Source organism: Salinarimonas rosea DSM 21201, assembly GCF_000429045.1.
GTDB lineage: Bacteria > Pseudomonadota > Alphaproteobacteria > Rhizobiales > Beijerinckiaceae > Salinarimonas > Salinarimonas rosea.
In genome coordinates this window covers 423,316-448,974 of the sequence record NZ_AUBC01000001.1, presented here as the reverse complement: position 1 = coordinate 448,974, position 25,659 = coordinate 423,316, and the positions used below count along the sequence as shown (strand labels likewise).

General features: G+C 73.5%; 25 protein-coding genes. 9 read left to right on the top strand and 16 right to left on the bottom strand.

The features are described 5' to 3' along the window. The first annotated feature begins 110 nt into the window (after nt 1-110). Nucleotides 111-917, top strand: coding sequence for a cell envelope integrity EipB family protein (locus G407_RS0102180; protein WP_029029490.1), 807 nt, complete (start codon nt 111-113; stop codon nt 915-917). A 3-nt stretch (nt 918-920) separates the two neighbouring features. Here the strand turns inward: G407_RS0102180 and G407_RS0102175 are convergent, their stop codons facing one another. Beyond that, nucleotides 921-1,337 (bottom strand): VOC family protein, encoded by a 417-nt coding sequence (locus tag G407_RS0102175; RefSeq protein WP_029029489.1) that lies wholly within the window; start codon nt 1,335-1,337, stop codon nt 921-923. Nucleotides 1,338-1,342: 5 nt separating this feature from the next. Continuing rightward, on the bottom strand, nt 1,343-2,500 hold the full coding sequence (locus G407_RS0102170) for an acyl-CoA dehydrogenase family protein (protein ID WP_029029488.1): 1,158 nt from the start codon (nt 2,498-2,500) through the stop codon (nt 1,343-1,345). Between the two features lie 135 nt (nt 2,501-2,635). On the opposite strand from G407_RS0102170, the gene G407_RS30900 reads away from it, so the two are divergent. Further along, entirely contained in the window at nt 2,636-2,845 is a 210-nt protein-coding gene (locus G407_RS30900; RefSeq protein WP_084327190.1) for a helix-turn-helix domain-containing protein, read from the top strand. 24 nt (nt 2,846-2,869) lie between these two features. On the opposite strand, the gene G407_RS0102160 is transcribed toward G407_RS30900, so the two are convergent. The 10 genes from G407_RS0102160 to G407_RS25200 all read right to left on the bottom strand — a co-directional run bounded on the left by G407_RS0102160 (nt 2,870) and on the right by G407_RS25200 (nt 13,503). Continuing rightward, nucleotides 2,870-3,262 (bottom strand): PRC-barrel domain-containing protein, encoded by a 393-nt coding sequence (locus tag G407_RS0102160; protein ID WP_029029487.1) that lies wholly within the window; start codon nt 3,260-3,262, stop codon nt 2,870-2,872. A 120-nt stretch (nt 3,263-3,382) separates the two neighbouring features. Next, a complete protein-coding gene (locus G407_RS0102155; protein WP_029029486.1) occupies nt 3,383-4,315 on the bottom strand; it encodes a histone deacetylase family protein in 933 nt (310 codons plus the stop codon). A gap of 169 nt (nt 4,316-4,484) precedes the next feature. After that, nucleotides 4,485-4,670, bottom strand: a complete 186-nt coding sequence (locus G407_RS0102150; RefSeq protein ID WP_029029485.1) for a hypothetical protein — start codon at nt 4,668-4,670, stop codon at nt 4,485-4,487. Between the two features lie 215 nt (nt 4,671-4,885). Then, on the bottom strand, nt 4,886-5,506 hold the full coding sequence (locus G407_RS25215) for a DUF6498-containing protein (protein WP_156917439.1): 621 nt from the start codon (nt 5,504-5,506) through the stop codon (nt 4,886-4,888). A gap of 138 nt (nt 5,507-5,644) precedes the next feature. Beyond that, nucleotides 5,645-6,955, bottom strand: a complete 1,311-nt coding sequence (locus tag G407_RS0102140; protein ID WP_029029484.1) for a hypothetical protein — start codon at nt 6,953-6,955, stop codon at nt 5,645-5,647. A 227-nt stretch (nt 6,956-7,182) separates the two neighbouring features. Then, nucleotides 7,183-7,647 (bottom strand): PAS domain-containing protein, encoded by a 465-nt coding sequence (locus G407_RS25210; RefSeq protein ID WP_052340837.1) that lies wholly within the window; start codon nt 7,645-7,647, stop codon nt 7,183-7,185. A 208-nt stretch (nt 7,648-7,855) separates the two neighbouring features. Beyond that, the gene (locus G407_RS0102125) at nt 7,856-8,893 is read right to left on the bottom strand and encodes an SIS domain-containing protein (RefSeq protein ID WP_043538633.1); all 1,038 of its coding nucleotides are present in this window, start codon (nt 8,891-8,893) and stop codon (nt 7,856-7,858) included. Then, nucleotides 8,881-9,783, bottom strand: coding sequence for a DMT family transporter (locus tag G407_RS25205; RefSeq protein ID WP_169728755.1), 903 nt, complete (start codon nt 9,781-9,783; stop codon nt 8,881-8,883). Before G407_RS25205 ends, G407_RS0102125 begins: the two co-directional genes overlap by 13 nt. A 16-nt stretch (nt 9,784-9,799) precedes the next feature. Next, nucleotides 9,800-12,214 (bottom strand): PIG-L family deacetylase, encoded by a 2,415-nt coding sequence (locus tag G407_RS0102115; protein WP_029029482.1) that lies wholly within the window; start codon nt 12,212-12,214, stop codon nt 9,800-9,802. Continuing rightward, nucleotides 12,211-13,503 carry an ROK family protein gene (locus tag G407_RS25200; protein ID WP_052340835.1) on the bottom strand — a complete coding sequence of 431 codons (1,293 nt, stop codon included), beginning with the start codon at nt 13,501-13,503 and terminating at the stop codon, nt 12,211-12,213. The genes G407_RS0102115 and G407_RS25200 overlap by 4 nt, the downstream gene beginning before the upstream one ends. Nucleotides 13,504-13,688: 185 nt before the next feature. On the opposite strand from G407_RS25200, the gene G407_RS0102105 reads away from it, so the two are divergent. From G407_RS0102105 to G407_RS0102080, 6 genes are all read left to right on the top strand, one after another. Further along, nucleotides 13,689-14,939 carry a sugar ABC transporter substrate-binding protein gene (locus tag G407_RS0102105; RefSeq protein WP_029029481.1) on the top strand — a complete coding sequence of 417 codons (1,251 nt, stop codon included), beginning with the start codon at nt 13,689-13,691 and terminating at the stop codon, nt 14,937-14,939. Nucleotides 14,940-15,076: 137 nt separating this feature from the next. Then, nucleotides 15,077-15,949, top strand: coding sequence for a carbohydrate ABC transporter permease (locus G407_RS0102100; RefSeq protein ID WP_029029480.1), 873 nt, complete (start codon nt 15,077-15,079; stop codon nt 15,947-15,949). Beyond that, nucleotides 15,946-16,803, top strand: coding sequence for a carbohydrate ABC transporter permease (locus G407_RS0102095; protein ID WP_029029479.1), 858 nt, complete (start codon nt 15,946-15,948; stop codon nt 16,801-16,803). Before G407_RS0102100 ends, G407_RS0102095 begins: the two co-directional genes overlap by 4 nt. Continuing rightward, nucleotides 16,800-18,317 carry an argininosuccinate lyase gene (gene argH, locus G407_RS0102090; protein WP_029029478.1) on the top strand — a complete coding sequence of 506 codons (1,518 nt, stop codon included), beginning with the start codon at nt 16,800-16,802 and terminating at the stop codon, nt 18,315-18,317. Before G407_RS0102095 ends, argH begins: the two co-directional genes overlap by 4 nt. Before the next feature lies 1 nt (nt 18,318). Further along, the gene (locus G407_RS0102085) at nt 18,319-19,416 is read left to right on the top strand and encodes an ABC transporter ATP-binding protein (RefSeq protein ID WP_029029477.1); all 1,098 of its coding nucleotides are present in this window, start codon (nt 18,319-18,321) and stop codon (nt 19,414-19,416) included. Beyond that, complete coding sequence (locus G407_RS0102080; protein ID WP_029029476.1) at nt 19,413-20,336, top strand: carbohydrate kinase family protein; 924 nt, start codon at nt 19,413-19,415, stop codon at nt 20,334-20,336. The genes G407_RS0102085 and G407_RS0102080 overlap by 4 nt, the downstream gene beginning before the upstream one ends. 12 nt (nt 20,337-20,348) lie before the next feature. Here the strand turns inward: G407_RS0102080 and G407_RS0102075 are convergent, their stop codons facing one another. The 4 genes from G407_RS0102075 to hemP are packed head-to-tail and all read right to left on the bottom strand — an operon-like array spanning nt 20,349 to nt 23,366. Continuing rightward, nucleotides 20,349-21,179 (bottom strand): heme ABC transporter ATP-binding protein, encoded by an 831-nt coding sequence (locus G407_RS0102075; RefSeq protein ID WP_029029475.1) that lies wholly within the window; start codon nt 21,177-21,179, stop codon nt 20,349-20,351. Further along, complete coding sequence (locus G407_RS0102070) at nt 21,176-22,279, bottom strand: FecCD family ABC transporter permease (protein ID WP_029029474.1); 1,104 nt, start codon at nt 22,277-22,279, stop codon at nt 21,176-21,178. The genes G407_RS0102075 and G407_RS0102070 overlap by 4 nt, the downstream gene beginning before the upstream one ends. Further along, complete coding sequence (locus G407_RS25195) at nt 22,276-23,169, bottom strand: heme/hemin ABC transporter substrate-binding protein (protein ID WP_052340834.1); 894 nt, start codon at nt 23,167-23,169, stop codon at nt 22,276-22,278. The genes G407_RS0102070 and G407_RS25195 overlap by 4 nt, the downstream gene beginning before the upstream one ends. Nucleotides 23,170-23,189: 20 nt before the next feature. Continuing rightward, nucleotides 23,190-23,366, bottom strand: a complete 177-nt coding sequence (gene hemP, locus G407_RS30895) for a hemin uptake protein HemP (protein ID WP_084327188.1) — start codon at nt 23,364-23,366, stop codon at nt 23,190-23,192. A 219-nt stretch (nt 23,367-23,585) separates the two neighbouring features. Between hemP and G407_RS25190 the strand changes: the two genes are divergently transcribed. Then, nucleotides 23,586-25,625: a TonB-dependent hemoglobin/transferrin/lactoferrin family receptor gene (locus G407_RS25190; RefSeq protein WP_169728754.1), complete on the top strand. Its 2,040-nt coding sequence runs from the start codon at nt 23,586-23,588 to the stop codon at nt 25,623-25,625. The last annotated feature ends 34 nt before the right edge of the window (nt 25,626-25,659 follow it).

Here is a 25,659-nt window from a genome sequence, read left to right as displayed (position 1 = left end):
CGCGGGCGCGCGCAAGGGCGCGCGAGAGGACGGGGGCGCATTGCGCGGGGCGCCCGCGGCTTCTACACAGGGAGAACGACGGGAAGCGGGGCTCCGCGAGAGGTCTGGGCATGCGAAGTGTCGGTTGCGTCCTGTTTCTGTGCCTCGCGCTGCCCGCCGCGGCGGCGGCCGGCGTTCCGCTGGCGCAGCATCGCGCGGTCTACGACCTCACGCTCGCGCCCGGCGCCGACGGCGTCGAGGCCGCGCGGGGGCGCATCGCCATCGAGTTCTTCGGCTCGCCCTGCGAGGGCTGGACGACCCGCGTGCGCCAGGTCACCGCGCTCGACCTCGGCGACGGCGGCACCCGCACGCTCGACTCGAACAGCGCCACCTTCGAGGAGGCGGACGGTACGCTCCTGCGCTTCCGCTCGGAATCGCGGGCCGACGGCCAGCCGATCGAGGCGGTGGACGGCACGGCGACGCGCGTCCAGGGCGACACACGCGTCGTCATCGAGGCGCCCGACGCCGAGACGCTCGTCGTCCCCGGCACGCCGCTCTTCCCGACCCAGCACATCGCGCGGCTGATCGGCGAGGCCGGAAGCGGCGCGTCGCTCTTCGCCGCCCGGGTCTTCGACGGGACGGGGGACGGGCGCACCCTCTACGATACGCTCGCGGTGATCGGACCGGCGCTGCCCGCGCCCGACTCGGACGCCGAAGGGCAGGAGCCGACGGACGCGCTCGCCGGCCTCGACCGCTGGCCGGTGCGGCTCTCCTATTTCGAGCCCGGACCCGGCGAGCGCACGCCGGACTACATCGTCGGCTTCACGCTGTTCGCCAACGGCGTCTCGAGCGACCTGAGCCTCGAGTTCGACGGCTTCACGCTGAAGGGCGAGCTCTCGGCCCTCGAGCTCGTCGAGCCGCAGGAATGCCGGCTCTGAGGCTCACGCCTCGTCGAAATTCGGGCTGTGCACGAAGTGGATCTTGTTGCCCTCGGGGTCGCGGCAATAGGCGCCGTAGTAGCCCGCGGCGTAGTGCGGCCGCTCGCCGGGTGCGCCCTCGTCGGCGCCGCCCGCCGCCAGGGCGGCGGCGTAGGCGGCGTCCACCGCCGCGCGGTCCGGCGCCATGAAGGAGACCTGCACGCCGTTGCCGACACTCGCCGGCTTCAGGTCGAACGGCACCTGCACCCAGAATTGCGGCCAGCGCTCACCCGGGCGCGTCCAGCCGGCGCCGGCACGGTCGGTGTCCGAGCCCTCGAGATTGGTGTGCCAGCGCGCGAGCCCGAGCGGCGCGAGCACGGCGTCGTAGAAGGCGATCTGGCGGGGGAGGTCGTTGGCGCCCACCATGACGTGGCTGAAGATCGGGCTCATGCCATCTGCCTGAGGGTCTCGCGGGCGATGATCAGGCGCTGGATCTCGCTCGTGCCCTCGTAGATGCGGGTGATGCGCGCGTCGCGGGCGTGGCGCTCCACGGGATAGTCCCGGCAGTAGCCGGCGCCGCCGTGGAGCTGGATCGCCGTGTCCGTGCAGCGGTGCGCCGCCTCCGACGCGAACAGCTTGGCCATGGACGCCTCCTTGGAGAAGGGCTTTCCGGCATCCTTCAGGTGCGCCGCCTGGACGATCAGCAGCCGCGCGGCGGCGAGGTCGACCTCGCGGTCGGCGATCATCCATTGCGGGCCCTGCATGTCGGCGATCCGCTGGCCGAACTGGCTGCGCTCGACGCAATAGGCCTTGGCCGCGTCCATCGCCGCGCGGGCGATGCCGAGCGACAGCGCCGCGACGCCGATGCGCCCGCCCGCGAGCTCGCCCACCGCCACGCGGAAGCCGTCGTTCTCGCGCCCCATCAGGGCTGAGGCCGGCACGCGGCAGCCCTCGAAATGCACGACGTTGGTCGGCGAGCCGTGCTGGCCCATCTTCTCCTCGGCCCGCCCGATCACGAGCCCGGGCGTGCCCGCCTCCACCAGGAAGCAGGAGATGCCCTTGCCCGGTCGCGCCTCCGGATCGGTGACGGCCCAGACCACGAAGATGCCGGCGTACTCGGCCGAGGTGATGTAGATCTTCTGCCCGTCGATGACGAAACCGTCGCCGTCCCGCCGCGCGCGGGTGCGCATCGCCGACGGGTCGGAGCCCGCCTGCGCCTCGGTGAGGCAGAACGCGCCCGCCGGGTAGGTGCCGTCGGCGAGCCGCGGCAGGTGGAGCGCCTTCTGCTCGGGCGACCCCACCGCCTGGATCACCTCGCCGACCATGTTGGTGACCGAGGTCGAGACCGCGGTCGACGCGCAGGCATAGCCGAGCTCCTCGATCGCCAGCGCGAAGGCGACGGTCCCCGCCTCGCTGCCGCCGTGCTCGGCCGAGACGTTGAGCGCCGAGAAGCCGTTGTCGGCCAGGAGCTTCAGGTTGGCGAGCAGCGCCTCGCGCCCCTGCCCGCGATCGAGCGCCTCGGCATGTGGCGCGAGCCGCTCCGCCGCGATCCGCCGCGCGGCGTCGCGGATCATCCCCTCCTCGTCCGTGAGAGCGAAGTGCATGGGCGGCCTCCCGGGGCGCTGTCGTTTCGGCGGAGATTAGGGAGGACGGCGGCCGGGGGCAATGCGGGCGGCAGACGCTCATTGGTCGAGTGTCGACGATGAGAGCTACATACGCGCATCATCCTGCTGGAGCGGATGGCCGCATCGCGCGCAGCACGCTCGGCGCGAGCGCGAACCGGTCTGAGCCAACCCGCCTTTGCCGAGCGCTTCCGCATCGGCTTGGCGCGGCTGCGCGGTCTCGAGCAGGGGCGCTACCGACCCGACAGCGCGCTCCTCGCGTATCTCAAGGTCGTCGAAACCGATCCGGACGGCGTCCTGAGGGCGTTGGACCCCGATGCGGCATGACGATGTGCGTTCGGACCGCGTCGCTCAGAACCAGTACGGCACGCCGTAATACCCATACACGTTGCGGCCGTATTCCGGGTCGGCCCACGGCGTCTCGTCGCGGCCGTAGCTGGGGGCGGCCTCGAGCTCCTTGGCGTTGAGATCGACGACGTAGCCGCCCAGGCGGGCATCGTAGTCGAGCTTGTCCCAGGGCAGCGGGTGGTAGCGCTCGCCGATGCCGAGGAAGCCGCCGAAGGACATCACCGCATAGGCGACCTTGCCGGTGTACTTGTCGACCATGAAGTTGAAGACCGAGCCGAGGTGCTCGCCGGCCTTGTTGTAGACCGCCGTGCCTTCCACCTTGTCGGAGGCGATCAGGCGCTCGGTCTCGTTCTTGGGGACGTCGCCGCGGGGGCCTGTGACGCTCGTGCCTGCCATGTCGGTCTCCTCTCGCCTGGGGCCGGGGCCCGCCGGAACGGGCGGAGAGGAACGGCGGGTCACGGGCGGGGTTCCGAGGGGGCTTCCGTGGGGGCTCCCCGGGCGGGCCTCACGCCCCTCTCACGCCTGGCCCATCAGCGCCTGCACGTGCGCGGCCACCGAGCGCGCGAGGCCCTCGAGGTCGTAGCCGCCCTCGAGCAGCGAGACGACGCGCCCCTTGGCGTGGCGCTCGGCGATGTCCATGAGCTTCAGCGTCGCCCACTGGAAGTCCGCCTCGGTGAGCATGACGTTGCCGAGCGGGTCGCGCCAATGGGCGTCGAAGCCCGCCGAGATCACGATCAGGTCGGGCCGGAAGGCGTCGATGCGCGGCAGGACGCGGGTCTCGAGCGCCTCGCGGAAGACGTCCGAGCCGTCGCCGGCCGACAGCGGCGCGTTGACGATCGTGTCGTGCTCGCCCCGCTCGGAGAGGGCGCCGGTGCCGGGATAGAGCGGCATCTCGTGGGTCGAGGCGTAGAGGACCGAGCCGTCCTCCCAGAAGATGTCCTGCGTGCCGTTGCCGTGGTGCACGTCCCAATCGATGATCGCGACGCGTTCGGCACCGTGCTGCGCCTGCGCCCGGCGGGCGGCGATGGCGGCGTTGTTGAAGAAGCAGAAGCCCATCGCCTGGGCGCGCTCGGCGTGGTGGCCCGGCGGGCGCATGGCGGCGAAGGCGTTGGTGACCGTGCCGGCCATCACCTCGTCGACGGCCTGCACCGCGGCGCCGGCGCTGCGCAGCGCGGCCTCCAGCGTGCCCGGCGACAGCACGGTGTCGGAATCGATGGCGACGAGGCCCTCGCGCGGCGAGGCCTGCACGAGCGCGTCCACGTAGCGGCGGGGGTGGACGAGGGCGATCGTCTCGTGCTCGGCGCAGGGCGCCTGCTCGCGCACGAGGGTCATGAAGCGCTCGTCCTCGAGCGCGCGCTCGACCACGCGGATACGGTCCGGCCGCTCGGGATGCCCGAGCGGCGTCTCGTGGTCGAGGGCGGCGGGATGGCACAGGTAGAGGGTCGGCATGAGCGGCGATGTCCTCGGGCGAACGGCCTGTTCGGCTCTTGTCGCCGGCATCGTCGCAGCCGCTCCAGGGGCTGTCCATCCCCCGCGGGTTATTCCGCATGCCCGGCCGGGGAAACCGGCCGGGAACGACCCCACCGAGCCGTCGGCGATCCCTGTCGCGGGCGATCCCTCAGGCCGTGAAGGCGCGACCGAAGCGATCGAGGTCGTCCGGACGCACCGGCTTGGCCGCAGCCTTGGTCTCGCAGGCCTGCTTGGTCAGCAGGACTCCCTTGAGCGCGGGCAGCGCGATCGGCTTGAAAGCAGTGCCCCGCGCGGGTGCGGCGGGACGAGGTCGGGGTTCGGCTTGGTCGGGCATGATCGGTCCGTTGCTTGGGCGGCGCGGTGTCGGCCGCGGGTCGACGTCTGGCGTGCGAACCGTTCCAGCCTGCGGCGCGATTGTGGCGACCGATAGGCCGGGCCGGCGCGCGTGCCGATCGCGGGCAAACGTGCCTTTTGTGCAACGAGTTCCCCGCGCCGGTCCCGTGCAATTCCGCTCGTGCGATGCCGCGAGCCGGACCGCGTCCGGCCGCGTCAGGGCCGTGCCGCCGCGGCCCGCGGCCCGCGGTGCTCGGCGACGTGCGCCGCGAGATCGACCAGGATCTTGAGGCCGACGAGGAGCGCGAGCGCGACGATCGGCGCGCCGGAGGCCTCGACCGCGAAGCCGCCGAAGATGATCGTCACGTGCAGGACCACGACCCGCCCGTAGGGCGCGGCCATCAGGGCACCGAGCGTCGTGCGATCCATCTCGCCGCCGACGACGAAGTTGACGACGAACGAGAGCCCGTGGCTCGCCGCGAGCGCGGCGAGCGGCAGCGCGAGACCCGGCGCGAGCAGAAGGGCGAACCCCGCGATCGGCGAGGCGCCCGGCGGCCCGAACAGGGTCACGACGAACACGCCGTGCACCACGGTGAAGATGCCGTAATGGACGGCGAAGAACCCCGCCATGGCGAGCCCGCCGCGCTCCCCCCGCAGCGCCACCATCGCCATGCGGGCGAGGTTGAGGATGCCGATGACCACGTTCTCCGCCCAGAACAGCAGGAGCACGTCGAACACCCGCCACCCGCCCGCGAGCACGCCCGCCAGCGGCACGAGGTTGGCGAGGACGAGCGCCGCCGAGGAGACCAGGACGGGGCGGCGCGGGGGGCTCTTCATGCAGGCCTTCTGCCGAGGCGGCTGGTGCGGCGGCGATCCGTCGCGCACGCGGCGGATCGGGCCATTTCACCCGCGATGGGCGTTCGTGTCGACGCTCCGCCGCGCGAAAGCGGGGGACGGCGCGCGCCGCCGCCCCGATCAGCCCTCGGCGAGGTAGCGCTTGGCGAGGACCTTGCCCTCCTCCACCGCCGGCTGGTCGAACGGGTCGACGCCGAGCGCGTAGCCGGTGAGGATCGTCTCCAGCATGAAGTGCATGAGGAGCCGGCCCATCGTCCGCTCGTCGAGCGGGTCGACGTGGATCGTGCGCACCGGCCGGTGATTGGCGGCGAGCGTGTCGGCCGTCGCGCGTCCCTGCGCGGCCACGAGGTCGCCGATCGTCTTTCCGGCGAAGCCCGGCTGGCCGCCGCGCTCGGCGAGACCGGCGTCGATCCGCGGACCGAGCCCGGCCGTGCCCGTGGTGATCACGGTGAAGACCTTGTCGTTGGGCCCGCCGAGATAGAGCTGGAGCTGGCTGTGCTGGTCGACCGGGCCGATCGCGGCCACCGGCTGCGAGCCCTTGCCGTCCTTGCCGAGGCTCTCGGCCCAGAGCTGCACCCACCAGCGGGTGAAGCGCTCGAGCCGGTCGGCATAGGCCATCACGACGGAGATCGGCTTGGCCTCCAGCGCGAAGGCGATGGCGAAGGCCGCGCCCTGGCCGATCGGGCTGTCGGCCCCGCCCGCCTCGTCGAGGACGGGGGCGAGCGCGTCGGCGGCGCCGGCGCGGATCGCGGCGATGTCGAGGCCCATCACCGCGGCGGGGAGCAGGCCGACATTGGTGAGCACCGAGTAGCGCCCGCCGATGCCGGTGTGGTGGGCGAGGATCGGTGCGCCGGTGGGCTCGAGCAGGTCGCGCAGCGCGTTCGCGCCGCCCGCGGGGCGCGGCTCGGAGATCCCGGTGAAGCGCTCGCCCGCGTCGAGGCCGGCGGCGTCGAGCGCGGCCAGCACGGCCATCGTCTGCATCAGCGTCTCGCCGGTGCCGCCGGACTTCGAGATCGCGACGAAACGCGTCGTCTCCAGCGGCAGCGCCTCGAGCAGGCGCGCGAAGGTGACCGGGTCGAGGTTGTCCATGAAATGGATTCGGGGGCCCTCGGCGAGGCGGCCGACGCCCGGCACGGCGTAGTCCTTCAGCTGCGCCAGCGTCTGCGCACCGAGCGACGAGCCGCCGGTGCCGAGGAAGACGACGTCGCTCGCCCCCTCGCGGATGCGGGCGGCGGCGGCGCGGATCTCCTCGAGGTCGCCGGTCTCGCCGGGGATCCCGAGCAGCGGCAGCGCGCCCGAGGCGGCCTCCTCGCGCAGGCGCCTCATCCCGGTCGTCGCCAGCGTGGTGCCGGCCTCGATCGCCGTCTCCGGCACGCCGGCCCCGCCGATGCGCCGGCCGAGCGCGAGGTCGATCGCGTGCTTGAAAGCCATTGCCGTCTCCCTGGTTGCCTGTGCGCCGACAGATACGCCGGACGCCCGCCGCGCACCAGCCCCGCGAGCCGATCGCGTGCGTCGATCTCGCACCTCAACGCGCGAGGCCCGCTTCGGGGTGCAGACGGCGTGCGTCGCGAGACGGCGCAGGCGGGAGAGCGAGAGAGCGGGAGCACGCGGGCCGTCACGAGCCGCAGCGCTGCGCGAACGCGTCGGGCGGGGGCACCCTAGCCGCGAACGAACACGCCCGGGAGCTCGCCCTCGGTACTCTCGTCGGCGGGGGCGTAGCGGCCGAGGCTGCCCGCGCGCGGGCGCCCGCGCCGGCGGACGACCTCGCGCTCGAAGGCGACGAAGGCGAGAACCGCCCCGTTCTCGTCGCGCAGCGGCCGGACGTCGATCTCGCACAGGTAGGGCTCGCCGCCGCGCCGGTAGTTCGTCAGGACCCCGTGGTAGCTGCCCTCCTCGCGCAGGGCGCGGGAGAAGGCGGCCAGCGCGACACGGCTCGTGCCGGGTCCCTGCAGGATACGCGGATCGCGGCCGACGATGTCGTCCGCCGTGTAGCCCGTCAGCGAGAGAAAGGCGCGGTTGACGTAGCGGATGGTCGGGCCGGGAGAAGCCAGATCCGGGCCGGTGACCAGCACCGCCGTCGAGAGCTTCTGGGACAGGATGGCAACGAGGTCTTCGGCGAGCATCGCGAGCGGTGGTCGTTGGATGGGCCGTATCTATGCCCGATCGGCGCACGATGCGGCAACATTCCTTTTGAAATTTTCAATCGGTGCCGTTTCCCTGCCGGCCGAGGTTGTTCCTCGCCGGGGGATCGTCGTCCCGCACCGACGCGAAGCGCGCGGCGGCGCCTTCGCGCACGAGACGACCCTCGGCCCGGGACCGACGGGCGTGCGCTCAGCGGGTGCGCGTCACCTTGCTCAGGTGCGCCGGCGCGTCCGGATCGTGCCCGCGCCGGCGCGCGACCGCCTCGATCACGCGGTAGAACGCGGCGAGCCCGACGAGCGGATCGAGGAGCGGCGCGCCGGTCGTCGCGGTGCGGAGCCCGGGCCAGGGGGAGTTCGCCGTGCCGATGACGAAGGGACGTCCGCCCTGCTCGGCGAGACCCGCGAGGGTGCGAAGGCTGGTCTCGCAGGCGGCGTCGTCCGGAACGAAGGCGAGGACGGGGAAGCCCTCGCCGACCAGCTGCCGGGGGCCGTGCTGGATCTCGGCGAGCGACAGCGCCTCCGCGTGGAGCGCCGCGGTCTCCTTGGCCTTGAGCGCCGCCTCCCGCGCCGCCGCGAAGCCCGGCCCGCGCCCGACGACGAAGAGCGAACGCGCATCGGCGAGCGTCTCGACGAGCGCGGACGCGTCGCCGTCCCCGGCGTCGCCTCGCGCCGCCGCGGCGAGGGCGTCGGGCAAGGCGTCCAGGCCCCCGCGCAGGGCGGCGTCGTCCGCGGCCTCGGCCACGAGCGCGACGAGGAGCGCGGCCGAGGCGAGGCAGGTCTTGGTGGCGGCGACGCTGCGCTCCGGGCCGGCATGGAGCGGGATCACCACGTCGGCGGCCGCGGCGAGCGGCGCGGACGTCTCGTTGACGAGCGCCACCGTCAGCGCCCCGCCGGCGCGCGCGGCCTCCTGGAGCGCGAGGATGTCCGGGCTCGCGCCCGATTGCGAGACCGAGACGTGCAGCGCCCCCTCGAGCCGCAGCCGCGCGCCGTAGGCCGACGCCACCGAGGGGCCGATCGAGGCGACGGGAATGCCGAGCCTGATCTCGCACAGGTACTCGAAGACGCCGGCCGCGTTGTCGGAGGAGCCCCGCGCCGCCGTCGTGATCACCGGCGGCGGGCGCGCGGCGATGCGCCGGCCGAGGCGGGCCAGCGTCTCGCGCTCGGCCGCGAGGGCGCCGGCGACGACGCCCGCCGCCTCCCGGGTCTCGCGCAGCATCAGGCTTTCCATCGCGTCCCCTCCTCGGGTCTCGCCGCGCGTCGGGCGGTGCGCGCGTCGCGGTGCAGAATCAAGACGATGAACGCCGCGCCGGCCGCCATGGTCCAGGTCGGCCGCTCCCCGAAGACGAGCCAGCCCGTCGCGGCGGCGAAGACGATCGAGAGATAGCCCACCGGCGCGAGCACGCTCGCGGGCGCGGCGCGGTAGGCACGCAGGAAGCAATATTGCCCCGCCTGCGCCAGCAGCCCCGCGGCCAGGATCGCCGGCACGTCGTCCCCCGCGACCGGCACCCAGGAGAGGGCGGCGAAGGGAGCCGTGAGAACCGCCAGCCCGAGCGTGTAGAAGACCATCATCACGGTGGGGCTCTCGGCGCGCAGGGCACGCGTCTGCACCGCCGCGAGCGAGCCGAACAGGACCGAGCCGGCGGCGGCGATCAGGCCGACGTTCCACACGGCCCCGCTCGGCGCGACCATGACGAGGACCGCCGCGAGCGCCGCGGCCGCGTGGAGCCAGCGCGCGCGTGCGACCCGCTCTCCCAGCAGCAGGACGGAGAGCGCCATCGCGACGAGGGGGCGCGTGAACCCGATCGCGGTGACGAGCGCGAGCGGCAGCGCGGCGAGCGCCGCGAAGTTGCCCGTGAGCGCCAGCGCGTTGCAGGCGACGCGCAGCACGTGCCGCCCCGCTCGCCGCGTCCCGATCACCTCGGCCCGATGCCGCCAGACGAGCGGCGCGATCGCGACGAGCCCGACGACCGCGCGCAGGAAGACGAGCTGCACCGCCGGGTAGCTCGCGCCCTGTACCTTGATGATCGCCGCCATGACCGAGACGAGCGTCATGTCGGCGAGGAGCCAGGCGATCCCCGCGCGGGTGTCGTCGGCCTCCTCCTGCGCGACGCTCGGCATCGGCTCCGGCATGGCGTCACGAGGCCGGCTGGACGAGGTTCGCCATCAGCCGGAAGGCGCCGGGCACGAGCCGGTCCAGCTGGTGGTGCAGGACGAGGCTCGTATGGGTGTGGCGCCCGCGCCCGATCCGCGCCGACACGAGCGCTCCGTCGAGCGGCGCCTCGCCGGGGTCGCTCATGGCGAGGAGCGGCTCGTAGGCGGGGTCGCGCTCGGCGGCGAAGTAGAGCCCGCGCTCCTTGTCCCAGCCCTCCCAGTCGGCGGGGTCGATGCGGTTGGGGCCGGCGAGCAGCGGGTGGTCCGGCGCGAGCACCGTGACGGGCGCGGCCGGGTTCGTCACCCGCCAGCGCAGCGAGGGCGAGCCGATGGCGAGCCGGCGCGGCGGCGTCGCCGCCGGGTCCCAGCCGTCGCTCGGGCGGTGGTAGAGCGTGACGAGATGCCCGCCGCGCTCGACGAAGGCGTGGAGCCGCGCCGTCGCCGCGGCGAGGTCCGGACGCAGCCCGAAGGCGAAGATGCCCACCACGATCGTCCCGAAGCGCGAGAGGTCGCCCGCGAGATCCGCGGCGGAGAGCGCCACCACGTCGAGCCCCATGCGCTCGAGCCAGGTCCCGACCCGGTCCGCGCCGCCGCCCACGTAGCCGATCCGCGCGCCTTCGGGCAGGGCGAGGTCGAGCGCCAGGAGCCGGAACAGAGCCGGCTCACGATGCTCCGCGGCAGCGATGTGCGGGTAGCGGATCGGGCCGAGCCGCCAGGCCGGGCCGGCCTGCGTCCGGGCGGGGAAGAAGTGGAGGCCGGGCGCGAGATCGCCCGTGGCCTCGATCCGCAGCCGCCCCTCACCGCCCGACACGCGAAAGCCGCCGGGCGCATCGAGCGCGATCTCGGGGCCTTCCGCCGCGAGGGTCCAGGCGCGCCGGGGAGCGCCGAGCGGCGCGACGACGGCGTCCGGCGAGAGCGCGACCGAGGCTGCCGGGCCGATGGCGAACGGGGCGTCGAGATCGAGCCGCACGCGCGCCCGGCGCCCGCCGATCGTCGCCTCCACCACGGGGACGAGCGGTCCGTTGCCGCCGATCGCGTTCCATGCCGGCGGATAGAGCGGCGAGAGCGGCGCGTCCGCCGCGGCCGCGAGGGCGAAGCGGGCGGCATCGTCCGCCGCGTCGTCCATCCGCGCGGCGTCGAGGCCTGGAGGCGTCTCGACCGTCACCGAAGGCTCCCCGGCCGTCCCGCGCTCCGCGACGTGGACGAGGAGCGTCCCGCCCTCTCCGGGCGCGAGGCGCGAGGGGCGGGCCCGTGCGCGGACGACGAGCCCGCTCGCCTCGACGAGGGCCGCGTCGAGCGCGCGGGCAGTGCACACGAGGCGATGAGAATGGAGCGCGCGAAAGCCCGCGTCCGCGCCGGTCCCCGCCCGATCGAGCGCGTCCGCCGCCGCGGCCAGCGCCTCGACGATCCGGCCGCGGTGCGGGAAGGCGGCGCGCGCCGCATCCACGGCGTATTGCGCGGCGACGAGATCGCGGGCGGCGGCGTCGGAACCGGCGAGCGGGGCGAGGTCGGCGAGCGTCGCCGGCAGGCCGTCGAGGACACGCGCCTCGCGCCCTCCCGGGCCGGCGGGACCGTCGACGAGATGCAGCGCGAAGGCGCGCCGCGGCGTCTCGCGCCAGGCGCCCATGCCCTGGCTCGCGTGGTAGAAGCGGGAGTATTCCCCGATCCGGTCGTAGTCGGCGCCGCTGATCGGCTCGCGCCCGGGGATCGCGATCGCGAGCGTCTCGGCGGGCGGGGGCGTCTCGTCGTCGTAGGTGTCCCCGCCGCCGGACCAGGCGGGGAGATAGGCCTTGGCCACGCGCCAAGGTGCGAGCCCCTCGAGGGCGTGCTCGGGATAGGCGTCCGCGTCGGCGGCGAGGGGGATCGCGGCGAGCGCCGCGCGGGTCATGGCGCGGTGATGGCCGTGCTGGCCCGGCACGTCGAGGAAGGTGGGCAGCACGATGTCGGGGCGCCATTGCCGGTAGGCGCGCACCAGCCGCTCCACGATCCGCTCCTCGCCCCAGCGCGCGAGCGTGTCCTCGCCGTTCTTCGAGAAGCCGAAATCGTGGACCGGGTCGCCCGGCCCGTGGCCGAGCCAGACCACGTCGGCGTCCAGCTCGCGGGCCGCCTCCTCCATCTCGCGGGTGCGCAGCACGCCGAGCGCGCCGACGCGCTCGGGCCCGAGCGCGTTCTGCCCGCCTTCGCCCCGGGTCGAGCAGGCGATCGCGATGCGCATGCCGAGCCCGTAGCGCAGGAAGGCGAGGAGGCCGGACTGCTCGTCGTCGGGATGCGCGCCGGTGTTCATGAGCGACGCGACCGAGCCGAGCCGCGACAGGCGGCGGTGCAGGCGCAGGATCGCGGGATCGGCGCGGTCGCGCGCGAGGCGCTCGCGGGCGCCCGGTTCGTATGCGCTCGTCATGGCTGGAGGCGGCCTTCTTCCGGTGGAGGCGTGAGCGGCGGCGGGGTGGGGGACGGCAGGGGCACACCGGCGCTGGCGGTGTCGAGCTTGGGCGTCAGCGTGTCGAAGACCGGCAGCGAGGCGGCGCCGAGCGCGGCGGTGAGGCGCCCGGTCTGCCCGCGCACGACCCGCGGCAGCGCACGCACCCGGCGGCTCGCCACCGACACCGGCAGCGGATCGAGCGCGGCGATCAGCGCGTCGGTGAGGGCATCGGGCAGCGCGCCCCCGACGACGATCGTCTCGGGGTCGAGGATGTTCTCGAGGGTCGCGATCATCGGCGCGAGATGCGCCGCCGCCTCCGAGATCCAGGCGCCGAGGGTCGGGTCGCCGGCGGCGTGGAGCCGCGCCAGCGCCGCCGGATCGGGCGCCGCGATGCCGACGGCGGCGAGGCGCTCGCGCAGGGCCTGGAGCGAGGCGTACTGCTCGAGGCAGCCGCGCTGCCCGCACTGGCAGGGTCGTCCGCCCGGAGCCACGACCGCGTGCCCGATCTCGCCCGCGTTGCCGAAGGCGCCGCGGTAGGGCCGCCCCTCGTGCATGATGCCGAGCCCGAGGCCGGCACCGAAATAGAGCTGGCAGAACGTCTGCAGATGCCGCCCCGCGCCGAACAGCCGCTCGCCCACCGCGGCCGCGGTCGCGTCGTTCTCGACCACGACGGGGCGGCCGATCGCGTCCGCCAGCGCCTTCGCCGGCGCGATCCCGTCCCACCCCGCGAGCGTGGTCGGCCCGACGGAGGACATGCCCTCGATCTCGAAGGGGCCCGGCATCACCACGCCGACGCCGAGGATCGCGATCTCGCCCGCCCCGTCGGCATCGGCGAGCGCCGCCTCGAGCGCCGCGATCTCCGCCACGAGCAGCGGCAGGACGACGTCCGGAATCGTGTCTGCGAGCGGCGTCACCCGCTGCCCGCGCAGGCCGCCGGCGAGGTCGAGCGCGACGGTGGTGACGTGGTCGGCGGCGATCTCGACGCCGATCGTCACCGGGCCGTCCGGGTTGACGGCGAACTGGATCGGCGGCTGGCCGCGCCCGCGGCGCAGGCGCCCGGCCTCGACGAGGAAGCGCTCGGCGACGAGCTCCTCGACGATGTTCGCCACCGCCTGCGGTGTCAGGCGCGCGAGCTCGGCGATGCGCGTGCGACCGACGGGGCCGTGCACGCGCACGACGTCGAGCACGACCCGGCGATTGTGGCTGCGGTTGCGCTCGGGATTGCTGCCGATCGCAACCCGGTTCCCGCCCTGCGGCCTGCCTCTCATCGCGACGCTCCTTGCCGGCCAGCATCCGCCAGGCCACCGAATAACTCAAGTGGATTATTTTATTGACAGGAGCCGAGCCGGCTTGTGATCCTGGCATCCGAGCGGGCTCACGGCCGCGCTCGACCATGAACGAGGGAAGCCCGGCGGGCCCATGCGGCCGGAGCCGGTCCACGCGGAGGGACGAGATGCGCACCACCCTGTTGAAGGCCGGCCTCCTCGCCGGCGTCGGCCTCTTCGCCGCCAACGCGGCCCAGGCGGTCGAGATCGAGTACTGGCAGTACGTGTTCGACGCGCGCGTCAAGGCGATGGACCAGCTCATCGAGAACTTCGAGGCGGCCAATCCCGGCGTCACGGTGAAGCACGTCACCTTCCCCTACGCCGACTACCAGACCCGCGTCGTCGCCGCCCACGCGGCCGGGCGCGGACCGGACGTCGTGCAGCTCTTCTACGGCTGGACGGACAACTTCGTCGACGGCGGCATCCTGCAGCCGCTGTCCCAGGAGGCGTTCCCCCACGCGCAGATCGAGGAGGACTTCTTCCCGATCGTCACCGCCATGAAGCGCGAGGGCGAGTACTGGGGCCTGCCGACCGCCGTGCGCTCGCTGGCGCTCTTCTACAACAAGGACCTCTTCGAGGAGGCCGGCCTCGATCCCGAGAGCCCGCCGACGACCCTCGACGAGTGGGTCGCCGCCGCCGAGGCGACGACGAAGCGCGACGGCGCCGGCAACATGATCTCGGCCGGGACCACGCTCGACATGGCGGGGCAGGATCACCATTGGTGGCGCGAGGTGCTCGTGCGCCAGTTCGGCGGGGAGCCCTACACCGACGACTACCGTACCGTGACCTACGACAGCGAGGCCGGACGTGCCGCGCTCGAGTGGTACACGGACCTCCAGCTCGAGAAGGGCGTCGGCGCCGCCGGATTCATGGACGAGGGCCAGGCCGCCTTCCGCGCGGGCCTCGCCGCCATGACCATCGACGGCACGTTCCGGCTCGGCGCCTTCCGCTCCATCGAGAGCTTCGAATGGGGCGTGGCGGAGCTGCCCGCCGGTCCGGACGGCACCCGCTCGAACTACTCGAGCTACTTCGCCAACGGCATCGGCGCGTCCGCCGAGGGCGAGGAGCTCGAGGCGGCGGAGAAGTTCCTGGCCTACATCACCTCGGAGGAGGCGATGGAGGTCTGGCTCGAGACGGTGGGCGAGCTGCCGGCGCGGCGCGAGGTGGCGCTCACCGAGGCGAACCTCGCCGACCCGATCTACGGGCCGTTCCTGCGCGGGCTCGAGTACGCCCACACCACGCTGTTCGTCGACGAGGCGGCCCAGCGCCAGCTGATCATCGACGCCACGAACCGCATCCTGCTCCAGGGCCAGTCCCCGGAGGCCGCGCTCGAGCAGGCGGCGCGCGACGAGCAGGCGCTGATCGACGCGCGTAACTGAGCGCGCGGGCCGGGGAAGGGAGGTCGATCATGGCGCGGATCTCGGCACGAACGAGCGAGCCGGGCGTCGTCACGACGGCCCCCCTCCCCTCGCCGACCAGCCCCGAGGCGCCGCCCCGGGGCTGGCACCGCCTCTCGATGAGCCAGAAGCAGGTCGTCTGGGCGTGGGGCTTCCTCGCCCTGCCGATCCTGTTCTACGCGGGCATCCGCTTCTACCCCACGCTCGACGCCTTCTGGCTGTCGCTGACGGACTGGAACCTGCTGCGCCCGGCCCGCTTCGTCGGGCTCGAGAACTACGCGCGGCTCGTCTCCGACCCGCAGTTCTGGCAGGTCTTCAACAACACCTTCGCCTACCTGCTGATCGGCACGCCGACGAGCATCGTCATCGCCTTCGTCATCGCCTACTATCTCGACCGCGTGCGCTTCATGCACGGGCTGATCCGGGCGCTCTACTTCCTGCCCTTCCTCACCACGGCCGCCGCGATGGCCTGGGTCTGGCGCTGGTTCTACCAGCCCCCGCCGATCGGGGCGATCAACGGCTTCCTCGCGACCTTCGGCATTCCCGCCCAGCCCTTCCTGCGCTCGACCGAGCAGGCGCTCCCGGCGATCATGGTCACCGCGATCTGGGCCGGGCTCGGCTTCCAGATCATCATCTTCATGGCGGGCCTGCGCGCCATTCCCGGCACCTACTACGAGGCCGCCCGCATCGACGGGCTGGGCGAGCTCGCCATCCTGCGCAAGATCACGCTGCCGCTGCTGAAGCCCACGACGGTCTTCCTCGTCGTGCTCTCCTCGATCGGATTCCTGCGGATCTTCGACCAGGTCTACAACATGACCACGAACGATCCCGGCGGGCCGCTCGGCTCGACGAAGCCGCTCGTGCTGATGATCTATCAGAGCGCCTTCTCGTCCTACGAGATGGGCTACGCCGCGGCGCAGACCGTGGTGCTCTTCTCGATCCTCCTCGTGGTCTCGCTCCTGCAGCTCTGGATCCTGAGGGAGAGGACATGATCGCCCCCGCCGAGAGCCTCGACGCGCCCGCCGGCCGGCGCCCGCTGCGGCCGGGCCGCATCGTCGCCTGGACGCTGCTCTTCATCGGCGGCGTCGTCATGGTGACGCCGCTGCTCTTCATGTTCTCGACCTCGCTGAAGACCGCCGGCCAGGTCTACGACCTGCGGCTGATCCCGGCGAGCCCGACGCTCGCGAACTACGTCGAGGTGCTCTCCGACGGACGCTTCCTGCGCTGGTTCCTGAACTCCACGCTGGTCGCCGTCGCCGTCACCCTGTCGAACCTGTTCTTCGACAGCCTGGTGGGCTACACGCTGGCGAAGTTCCGCTTCCGCGGCCGGATGATCGTCTTCATCGCCATCCTCTCGACCCTGATGATCCCCACCGAGATGCTCGTCATCCCCTGGTACCTGATGGCGAGCCAGCTCGGCTGGCTCGACACCTACTGGGGCATCATGTTCCCGGGCATGATGACGGCCTTCGGCACCTTCCTGATGAAGCAGTTCTTCGAGGGCGTGCCGGACGACTTCCTCGAGGCGGCGCGCATCGACGGGCTCAACGAGTTCCAGATCTGGTGGAAGGTGGCGATGCCGCTCGTCACGCCGGCCCTCTCGGCGCTGGCGATCTTCACCTTCCTCGGCAACTGGACGGCGTTCTTCTGGCCGCTGATCTCGGTGACGAGCCGCGAGCTCTACACGCTCCCCGTCGGGCTCTCGAGCTTCGCCGTCGAGCAGTCGATCCAATGGGAGATGATCATGACGGGCGCCGCGCTCGCCACCATCCCGACGCTCCTCGTGTTCATCGCCCTGCAGCGCTACATCGTGCGCGGCGTCATGCTGGCGGGGCTGAAGGGATGAACGAGACCCTGACCCCGCAGGCGCGCGACGCGAGCGTCTTCCCCGATCCGGTCTACGCCCGCACGGTGCTTGCGCCGCTGTTCGACGCCGCGAAGACCTCCCACGTCGAGGGCTTCAGGGCCGTCGACGAGGCGCATTGCGTGATGCTGGCCGAGACCGGCATCCTGACACGCGCGGAGGCCGGCGCCATCGCCCGCGCGCTCGCGGCGATCGCGCGCGAGATCGACCCGGCGACGCTGACCTATACCGGCGAGGTGGAGGACTACTTCTTCCTGGTGGAGCGGGAGCTCAAGGCCCGGGTCGGCCCGGACCTCGGCGGACGGCTGCACACCGCGCGCTCGCGCAACGACATCGACCACACGCTCTTCAAGCTCGCCCTCAAGGCGCGCCTCGACGGCATTCTCGCCCGCGCCCGCGCGCTGCTCGAGGCGCTCCTCGATGCTGCGACCCGCGAGCGCGACACGATCATCGTCGCCTACACCCACGGCCAGCCGGCGCAGCCGACGACCTTCGGCCACTACCTCGCCGCCGTGATCGAGGTGCTCCTGCGCGACATCGCGCGGCTCGAGGAGGCGCGCGGCATCGTCGACCTGTGCCCCATGGGTGCCGCCGCGATCACGACCTCCGGCTTTCCCGTCGACCGCGGGCGCGTGGCGCAGCTCCTCGGCTTCGCGGCGCCGCTTCGGAACTCCTATTCCTGCATCGCGGCGGTGGACTACCAGACGGCGACGTTCTCGGCGCTGGAGCTCGTGTTCCTGCATCTCGGCCGGCCGATCCAGGACTTCCAGGTCTGGTCGAGCTTCGAGGTGGGGCAGCTCTACGTGCCCAACGCCCTCGTCCAGATCTCCTCGATCATGCCGCAGAAGCGCAATCCCGTGCCGATCGAGCACCTGCGCCATCTCGCGAGCCAGGTGGTGGGCCGGGCGCGGGCGATGCGCGACGTGATGCACAACACGCCCTTCACCGACATGAACGACTCGGAGGGCGAGACCCAGGAGATGGGCTACCAGGCCTTCGCGGTGGCCGAGCGCGCCCTCGACCTCCTCGCCGCGCTCGTGGCGCAGGTGAGCATCGACCCGGCGCGCGTCGCGGCCAACATCGCGCGCTCCTGCATCACCATCACCGAGCTCGCCGATACCCTGGTGCGCCGCGAAGGCCTCTCCTTCCGCGAGGCGCACGAGATCGCGGCGACGACGGCGAAGGCGGTTGTCGCGGCGGGCGGCGATCTGGCACGGAACGGCTGGGCGCCCTTCGCGGACGCGTTCCGGCGGGCGACGGGGCGCGAGACGGCACTCGACGAGGCGGCTTTCGCGCAGACGGTCTCGCCGGAGCATTTCGTGGCCGTGCGCGACCGGTTCGGCGGGCCCGCGCCCGCCGCCATGAAGGAGGCGCTCGGTACCTACCGCGTCGCGGCGGACGGGCTCGCCGCCCGGGCGGCGGCGCGCGCGGCGCGCGAGCGGGATGCGGCGGCGGACCGCACGCGGGCCTTCGCGGCCCTGATGGAGGTGAGGTGAGATGGCGACGATCGAGCTCGAGAACATCGTCAAGCGCTTCGGGTCGGCGACCGTCGTCCACGGCCTCGACCTCGCCATCGCCGACGGCGAGTTCGTCGCCCTCGTCGGGCCGTCGGGCTGCGGCAAGTCGACGACCTTGCGCATGATCGCGGGGCTGGAGGACGTCTCCGCCGGCACGCTCAGGATCGGCGGCGTCGTCGTGAACCACCACGAGCCCAAGCGCCGCAACGTCGCCATGGTGTTCCAGAACTACGCCATCTACCCGCACCTGACGGTGCGCGAGAACATCGCCTTCGGCCTCTACACGTCGGGACTGCCCAAGGAGAAGAAGGCCGCGCGCGTCGACGAGGCGGCGCGCATCCTCGGGCTGGAGGACCTGCTCGACCGGCGCCCGGCGGCGCTGTCGGGCGGCCAGCGCCAGCGCGTCGCCATCGGCCGCGCCATGGTGCGCAACCCGTCCGCCTTCCTCTTCGACGAGCCGCTCTCGAACCTCGACGCGCAGCTGCGCAACCAGATGCGCATCGAGATCAAGCGCCTCCACCAGCGCATCGGCGCCACGACAGTCTACGTCACGCACGACCAGGTCGAGGCGATGACGATGGCCGATCGCATCGTGGTGATGCGCGACGGGCGCATCCTGCAGATCGGCACGCCGAGCGACCTCTACGACGCTCCCGCCGACGTCTTCACCGCCCGCTTCATCGGCACGCCGGCCATGAACCTGCTCCCGGCGTCCCACGGCCCCGACGGGCTCGTCGTCGAGGGCGCGGCGGCGCCGATCCGCGCTCCGGCGTCCGCCGCGGGCGTCGCGCGGCTCCTCGTGGGCGTGCGGCCGCAGGACCTCGTCTGCACCGACGCTGGCGCCGGCGCGGACCCGGACGTGCTGACCGTCACCGGCACCGTCACCGCCGTCGAGCCGCTCGGGCCGGAGACGCACGTCCACCTCGACACGAGCGGCGGGCCGGTGATCGCGCTCGCGGCCGACCGCGCCGCACCGCCCGTCGGCGCCCCCGCGACGGCGCTCGCGCGCACCCGCGCGCTCCACCTCTTCGACGCCGCGAGCGAACAGGCGCTGGGCCGCGCAGCGGAGCACGCATGAGCCAGCGCGACCGGCGGACCGGTGCGGTCCTCAGCGTGGGGCGGATCTACTGCGATCTCGTCTTCACGGATCTCGACGCGTTCCCGGCGCTCGGCCGGGAGGTCTACGCCCGCGATCTCGCGATCGTGGCGGGCGGGGGCGCCTACATCGCGGCCGCCCATCTCGCGGCGCTGGGGCGGGCGACCGCGCTCGTGGCGCGGCTCGGCCTCGACCGGCTCTCGGCGGGGCTCGACGACGAGCTCGGCGCGAGCGGCGTCGACCTGCGCTTCCTCGACCGGGCGAGGGACGCCGGCCCGCAGGTCACCGTCGCCATCGCCGCACGCGAGGAGCGCGCCTTCCTGACGCGGCGCGCCGGCCGCGCCCGTCCCGCGACGCTGGAGCGGGCGCTCGCCTGGGGCGAGGCCGTGCACCTGCACATCGCCGAGTACGCCACGCTGGCCGAGATCCCCGACCTCGTTTCGCGCGCCCGCGAGCACGGCCTCACCGTCTCCCTCGACCCGAGCTGGGACGACGCGCTGATCCGCGCGCCCGGCCTGATCGAGGCCTGCGACGGCGTCGACGTGTTCCTGCCGAACCTCGAGGAGGCGCTCGCCATCACCGGCGAGACGAGCGCCCCCGCCGCCCTCGACGTCCTCGCGGCGCGCTTCCCCCTCGTGGCGCTCAAGGCGGGCCCCGACGGTGCGCTCCTCGCGGCCGGCGCGGTCCGCCGCCACGCCTCGGCTCGCGCGGTCCCGGTCGTCGATACGACCGGCGCGGGCGACGCCTTCAACGCGGGCCTCGTCCACGCCTGGCTCGCCGGTGCCGCGCCCGAGCGGATCCTCGCGGAGGCGATCGGGGCGGCGAGCGTCGCCGTCCAGGGCCCGGGCGGGCGGGGGGCGCTGGCGTCGTCCATCCCGCAGGCCCGCCGCGGCCTCGCCTGAGCGGGCGCCACGTCAGGCGGGACGCGGCCGCTCCGGCAGCACGAACGGCGCGCCGCCCCCGGCGCGGCGGTGGACCGGCAGGGGAACGGCGAACACGTCGCGCAGGAGCGCGGCGTCGACGACCGCCTCCGGGCGGCCCGCGGCGACGACCCGCCCCCCGGCGAGCGCGACGATCCGGTCGGCGTAGAGCGCGGCGAGGTTGAGGTCGTGCAGCACGGCGACGACGCCGAGCCCCTCCTCGGCGAGGGCGCGCGCCGCCTCGAGCAGCGCGATCTGGTGGCCGAGGTCGAGGCTCGAGACCGGCTCGTCGAGGAACAGCACCTGCCCGCCACCGGCCGCGCGCATCCCGCCGCGCATCGCCGCGCGCCCGGCGTCGAGCTGGGCGAGCGCGCGGGCGAACTGCGCCCGCTGGCGCTCGCCGCCCGACAGCGTCTGCACGTCGCGCGCGGCGAGGTGGACGATGTCCGCGCGCGCGAGCGCGGCGAGGATGCGCGCGTCGCGGGCGCCGCCGCGCACCCCGCCGGCGGCGCCGTCGAGGCCGATGCCGACGAGCTCCGCCACCGTGAACGGGAACGCCATCGTCTCCGACTGCGCCATCACCGCGCGCATCGCCGCGAGCCGCCAGGCCGGCAGGGCGCGAACGTCCTCCCCGCCGTAGCGCACCCGTCCGGCACTCGGCGCGAGCTCGCCGGTGAGGAGCTTGAGCAGGGTCGACTTGCCGGCGCCGTTCGGCCCGACGACGACGAGGGTCTCGCCCGGCGCGAGCGTCACGTCGGTGGGGTGGACGAGGGTGCGGCCGGAGACGCCGTAGGCGACGCCCTCCGCCTCGATCAGCGCGGTCACGGGAAGAGCCCTCGCTTGCGAAGGAGCAGCCACAGGAAGAACGGTGCGCCGATCGCCGCGGTGACGATGCCGATCGGCAGCTCCGCCGGCGCCACCACGGTGCGCGCCACGATGTCCGCGCCGACGAGGAGCGCCGCGCCGAGCAGCGCCGAGGCCGGGAGCAGCACCCGGTGGTCCGGCCCGATGGCGAGGCGCAGGAGATGCGGCACCACGATGCCGACGAAGCCGATCACGCCCGCCGCCGCCACGCTGGCGCCGACGGCGGCGGCGACCAGCACGACGATCGCCGCCTTGGCCCGTTCCACCGCCACGCCGAGGTGGTAGGCTTCCGCCTCCCCGAGCACCAGCGCATTGAGCGCCCGCGCCAGGATCGGCGTCGCCGCGAGGGTGACGAGCAGGATCGGGGCGACGACGGCGAGCTTGCTCCAGGTCGCGCCGCCCAGCGAGCCGAGCGACCAGAAGGTGAGGTCGCGCAGCTGCCGATCGTCGCTGAGATACGCGAGGAAGCCGCTCGCCGCCCCCGCCAGCGCGCCGAGCGCGATGCCGGCGAGCAGCATCGTCGCGATCGAGGTGCGGCCGTTGCGCGTGGCGATGGCGTAGAGCACGAGCGTCGAGGCGAGGCCGCCGAGGAAGGCGCCGATCGGCAGGAGCGCGAACGGGTCGACGCCGAGCGCCGCCGGCAGCAGCCGCTCGCCGAGGACGATCGTGATCCCCGCCGCCAGCCCCGCGCCCGACGAGACGCCGACGAGGCCCGGATCCGCGAGGGGGTTGCGGAAGAGCCCCTGCATCAGCGCCCCCGCCACTGCGAGCGCCGCGCCGACGAGGAGCCCCATCAGGAGGCGCGGCAGGCGGATGCCGGTGACGACGAGCGCGTCGCGCGCCGCCCCGCTCCCGGCGCCGGTCGCCGCGTCCCACACGATCGCGACGACGCGCCCCGGCGGGATCACCACCGCCCCCGCCCCGAGCGCGAGGATCGAGAGCGCGCCGACGAGGACCGCGAGCGCGACGAGCCCGAGCCGCGCCCGCCGCCGCCGCGCGGCGAGCGCATCCGCTTGCGTTCGCGACGGCACGGCCCCGGCCCCGGCGACGCCGGCGCTCATCGCGTCGCCTCGGCAGCGCCGATCGGCGGGATCTCGGCTCGCGGATGGAGCGCACGCATCAGCGCGGCCGCCGCCTGCGGCGCGCGCGGCCCGAAGCCGAGCAGCGCGAGCCCGTCCATCGACACGAGCCGACGCCCCTCGGAGGCCGGCGTCAGCGCGAAGGCCGGCATCGCGAAGACCTCGTCGGGGTCGAGCGCGTGGTCGCCGCGGGCGATCGAGAGCACGACGTCGGGCGCCGCCGCGATGATCGCCTCGTCGGTGACGGGCTTGTAGCCGGCGACCTCCGGCACCGCGTTGACCCCGCCGGCGAGCGCGATGATCGCGTCCGCCGAGGTCCCCGCCCCGCCGACCATCGCCCGCCCGTTCTGGAGCGAGAGCACGAACAATACGCGCACCTGCGCGCCGTCGAGCCGCGCGCGCGCCTCCGCCAACGCCGCGAAGTCCGCTTCGACCTCCGCGGCGAGCGCCTCGGCCCGCGCCTCCGCGCCCACGAGCGCGCCGATCGTGCGGATGCGCCCGGTGACGCCCGCCCGGGTCGGCTCCTCGCCGACGACGTCGATCGGCACGCCCGCCTGCCGGACGAGGTCGAGCGCCGCCGCGGGCCCGGCGGCGTCGGTGGCGATCACCCGGTCGGGCGCGAGCGAGAGCACGCCCTCCGCGGAGAGCGCCCGGACGTAGCCGACGTCGGGGTTGTCCGCGAGCGCCTGCGGCGGGTGCACGCTCGTCGTGTCGACGCCGACGATCCGGTCCTCGACGCCCAGCGCGTAGAGGATCTCGGTGACGACGCCGCCGGCCGCGACGATGCGCTCGGCCGCGGCGGCCGGCAGCGGGGCGGCGAGGAGGAGGCCCGCGAGGGGCAGCCCCGCGAGGAGGACGATGATGCGCAGCATGTCGGCGGTCCCGCGTGTGGTCACTTGGTGAGGATCAGCTTGTTGGCGGCGGTGATGCGCAGGCGGTAGCTCTCGCCGTTGTGGCGGATGATCGCCTCGCGCCCCTCCCCGACGAGCGCGCGCACGTCGACGACGGGCGGCGCCCCGGGTGCGCGCGCGTCCTGCGCGGCAATGTTCGGCTCTTCCTTGGAATTCATCTACTCGAGCCTTTCGAGTGTTCGTCAAGTCGTTCCTCCTTCGAATCGCTCGAAAGAGGATATTTTCAAGTTTCCGATTGACGCTGTGTGCCGTCTCGCATAGACGACGTCAAGCGTTCGCGTGAGAAATCGAGCGCACAGCCAGCCAGCCCCTTTCCGCGGCACGCGCCGCGGGGCCCGCCAGCCATCGTGAACAGACGACAGGCAAGGTGGATGGCGATGCGTAAGCTGTTTCTGGGAGCGGTATCGCTCGGCGCTCTGGCGCTGGGCATCGGGGCCGCGGCGGCGCAGGAGGGCATCCTGCTCGACGCCGTGACGGTGACGGCCACGAAGGACGAGACCCGTGCCGTCGAGGCGATGGCCGGCGCGAGCGTGGTGACGCGCGAGGAGATCCGGACGCGCGCCGTGCAGCGCATCGGCACGGTGCTCGACGCGCTGCCGAACGTCGCCACGCAGGAGAACGCGAACGATCCCGCCACGGCGGTGAACATCCGCGGCCTGCAGGACTTCGGCCGGGTCGCGGTGACGGTGGACGGCGCGCGGCAGAACTTCCAGCGCTCCGGCCACAACGCCGACGGCGCCTTCTTCCTCGATCCCGCCTTCGTGCGCCTCGTCGACGTGACCCGCGGGCCCGTCGCCAACGTCTACGGCTCGGGCGCGATCGGCGGCGTGGTCTCCTTCCAGACCGTCGACCCCGACGACGTCCTCGCCCCCGGCGAGCGGCTCTCGCTCACCCTCGACACGACCTTCCTGATGGGGCGCCAGACCGGCATCCTCGGCTCGGGCATCGCCGCGATGCGGCCCGTCGAGGCCTTCGGCGCGCTCGTGGGCCTCAGCCTGCGCGACGCCGACGACTACGAGACCGGCGACGGCACGCGAGTCGCCGACAGCGGCCAGGAGATCGTCTCGGGGATCGGCAAGGTCGTGCTCGATCCCGCGCCCTTCCACCGCGTCGAGCTCTCGGCCCAGCTCCAGCGCTTCGACTTCGCCAACGGGCTCGGCACCGCCCGCGAGCCGCGGCGGGACAACGAGGTGACCACCGAGACCTTCGTCGCGCGCTGGGGCTGGAACGACCCGGCGAACCGCCTCGTCGACCTCGACGTCTCCGCCTGGTCGACGCGCACGCAGACGGACCAGCGGCAGGTCTCCGGCACGGCGCCCGCCCTCGGGAGCCGGCGCTCCTTCGAGATCCACACGATCGGCGCGGACGTCCACAACACCTCGCGCTTCGATGCCGGACCGGTCGGCCTCGCGCTCACCTATGGCTGGGACGCCTTCCGCGACGAGGTGACGGTCGCCGATCCGCTGGGCTCCGCCGACCTGTTCACGCCCTCGGGCGAGCGCACGGTGTGGGGCGGCTTCCTGCAGAGCCAGGCCACCTGGGGCATCGTCGACCTGATCGGGGCGGCGCGCTTCGACGCCTACCAGCTGTCCGGCGGCACCGTCTCCTCCGACGGCAGCCGCATCTCGCCGAAGCTGACGATCGGCATCCGCCCGATCGAGGGGCTGCAGGTCTACGGCACCTATGCCGAGGGCTACCGCGCGCCCTCCGTCACCGAGACGCTGATCGCGGGCGTGCACCCCTTCCCGGCCGCGTTCTCGTTCCGGCCGAACCCGAACCTGCGCCCGGAAATCGGCAAGACGATCGAGGCGGGCCTCAACCTGTCCTTCGACGACCTGTTCCTCGAGGGCGACCGCCTGCGCGGCAAGGTCTCGGTGTTCCGCACCGACGTCGACGACTACATCGAGAGCATCTACTCCGATCCGGGCGCGCCCTGCGGCGACCCGCGCGTGCGCAACGCCTGCGCCGACGCGACCTTCCGCTACGACAATATCTCCCGCGCCCGCCTCACCGGCGCGGAGCTGGACCTGACCTACGACGCGCGGCGCTGGTTCGCGAGCGTGTCGGGCGGGACGACGCGCGGCGACAACCGCGTCACCGACGACCCGCTGACCTCGGTCTACCCCGACCGGCTGGCGCTCGGGGCGGGCCTGCGCTTCCTCGACGAGAAGCTGACCTTCGGGGGACGCGTCACCTTCGTCGCCGCCCAGGACCGGCTGCCCTTGACCGCGGCGAGCCTGAAGAGCGACGACTATACCCTCGTCGACCTCTACGGCTCGTACGACATCACGCCGGACGCGCGCGCCTACGTGCGGCTCGAGAACGTCGGGGACGTGCGCTACCGGCGCTTCCGCGACGGTGCGGACAGCCCGGGCTTCGTCGCCAAGATCGGCTTCCAGGCGCGGCTCGGGATGTGAGCCCGGCGGACCACCAGAACAGATCACAGGAGAG

Coding starts and splice junctions, on each gene's coding strand:
- G407_RS0102180 (WP_029029490.1), top strand. CDS start 111: ATGCGAAGTGTCGGTTGCGTCCTGTTTCTGTGCCTCGCGCTGCCCGCC.
- G407_RS0102170 (WP_029029488.1), bottom strand. CDS start 2,500: ATGCACTTCGCTCTCACGGACGAGGAGGGGATGATCCGCGACGCCGCG.
- G407_RS30900 (WP_084327190.1), top strand. CDS start 2,636: ATGGCCGCATCGCGCGCAGCACGCTCGGCGCGAGCGCGAACCGGTCTG.
- G407_RS0102160 (WP_029029487.1), bottom strand. CDS start 3,262: ATGGCAGGCACGAGCGTCACAGGCCCCCGCGGCGACGTCCCCAAGAAC.
- G407_RS0102155 (WP_029029486.1), bottom strand. CDS start 4,315: ATGCCGACCCTCTACCTGTGCCATCCCGCCGCCCTCGACCACGAGACG.
- G407_RS0102150 (WP_029029485.1), bottom strand. CDS start 4,670: ATGCCCGACCAAGCCGAACCCCGACCTCGTCCCGCCGCACCCGCGCGG.
- G407_RS25215 (WP_156917439.1), bottom strand. CDS start 5,506: ATGAAGAGCCCCCCGCGCCGCCCCGTCCTGGTCTCCTCGGCGGCGCTC.
- G407_RS0102140 (WP_029029484.1), bottom strand. CDS start 6,955: ATGGCTTTCAAGCACGCGATCGACCTCGCGCTCGGCCGGCGCATCGGC.
- G407_RS25210 (WP_052340837.1), bottom strand. CDS start 7,647: ATGCTCGCCGAAGACCTCGTTGCCATCCTGTCCCAGAAGCTCTCGACG.
- G407_RS0102125 (WP_043538633.1), bottom strand. CDS start 8,893: ATGGAAAGCCTGATGCTGCGCGAGACCCGGGAGGCGGCGGGCGTCGTC.
- G407_RS25205 (WP_169728755.1), bottom strand. CDS start 9,783: ATGCCGAGCGTCGCGCAGGAGGAGGCCGACGACACCCGCGCGGGGATC.
- G407_RS0102115 (WP_029029482.1), bottom strand. CDS start 12,214: ATGACGAGCGCATACGAACCGGGCGCCCGCGAGCGCCTCGCGCGCGAC.
- G407_RS25200 (WP_052340835.1), bottom strand. CDS start 13,503: ATGAGAGGCAGGCCGCAGGGCGGGAACCGGGTTGCGATCGGCAGCAAT.
- G407_RS0102105 (WP_029029481.1), top strand. CDS start 13,689: ATGCGCACCACCCTGTTGAAGGCCGGCCTCCTCGCCGGCGTCGGCCTC.
- G407_RS0102100 (WP_029029480.1), top strand. CDS start 15,077: ATGAGCCAGAAGCAGGTCGTCTGGGCGTGGGGCTTCCTCGCCCTGCCG.
- G407_RS0102095 (WP_029029479.1), top strand. CDS start 15,946: ATGATCGCCCCCGCCGAGAGCCTCGACGCGCCCGCCGGCCGGCGCCCG.
- argH (WP_029029478.1), top strand. CDS start 16,800: ATGAACGAGACCCTGACCCCGCAGGCGCGCGACGCGAGCGTCTTCCCC.
- G407_RS0102085 (WP_029029477.1), top strand. CDS start 18,319: ATGGCGACGATCGAGCTCGAGAACATCGTCAAGCGCTTCGGGTCGGCG.
- G407_RS0102080 (WP_029029476.1), top strand. CDS start 19,413: ATGAGCCAGCGCGACCGGCGGACCGGTGCGGTCCTCAGCGTGGGGCGG.
- G407_RS0102070 (WP_029029474.1), bottom strand. CDS start 22,279: ATGAGCGCCGGCGTCGCCGGGGCCGGGGCCGTGCCGTCGCGAACGCAA.
- G407_RS25195 (WP_052340834.1), bottom strand. CDS start 23,169: ATGCTGCGCATCATCGTCCTCCTCGCGGGGCTGCCCCTCGCGGGCCTC.
- hemP (WP_084327188.1), bottom strand. CDS start 23,366: ATGAATTCCAAGGAAGAGCCGAACATTGCCGCGCAGGACGCGCGCGCA.
- G407_RS25190 (WP_169728754.1), top strand. CDS start 23,586: ATGCGTAAGCTGTTTCTGGGAGCGGTATCGCTCGGCGCTCTGGCGCTG.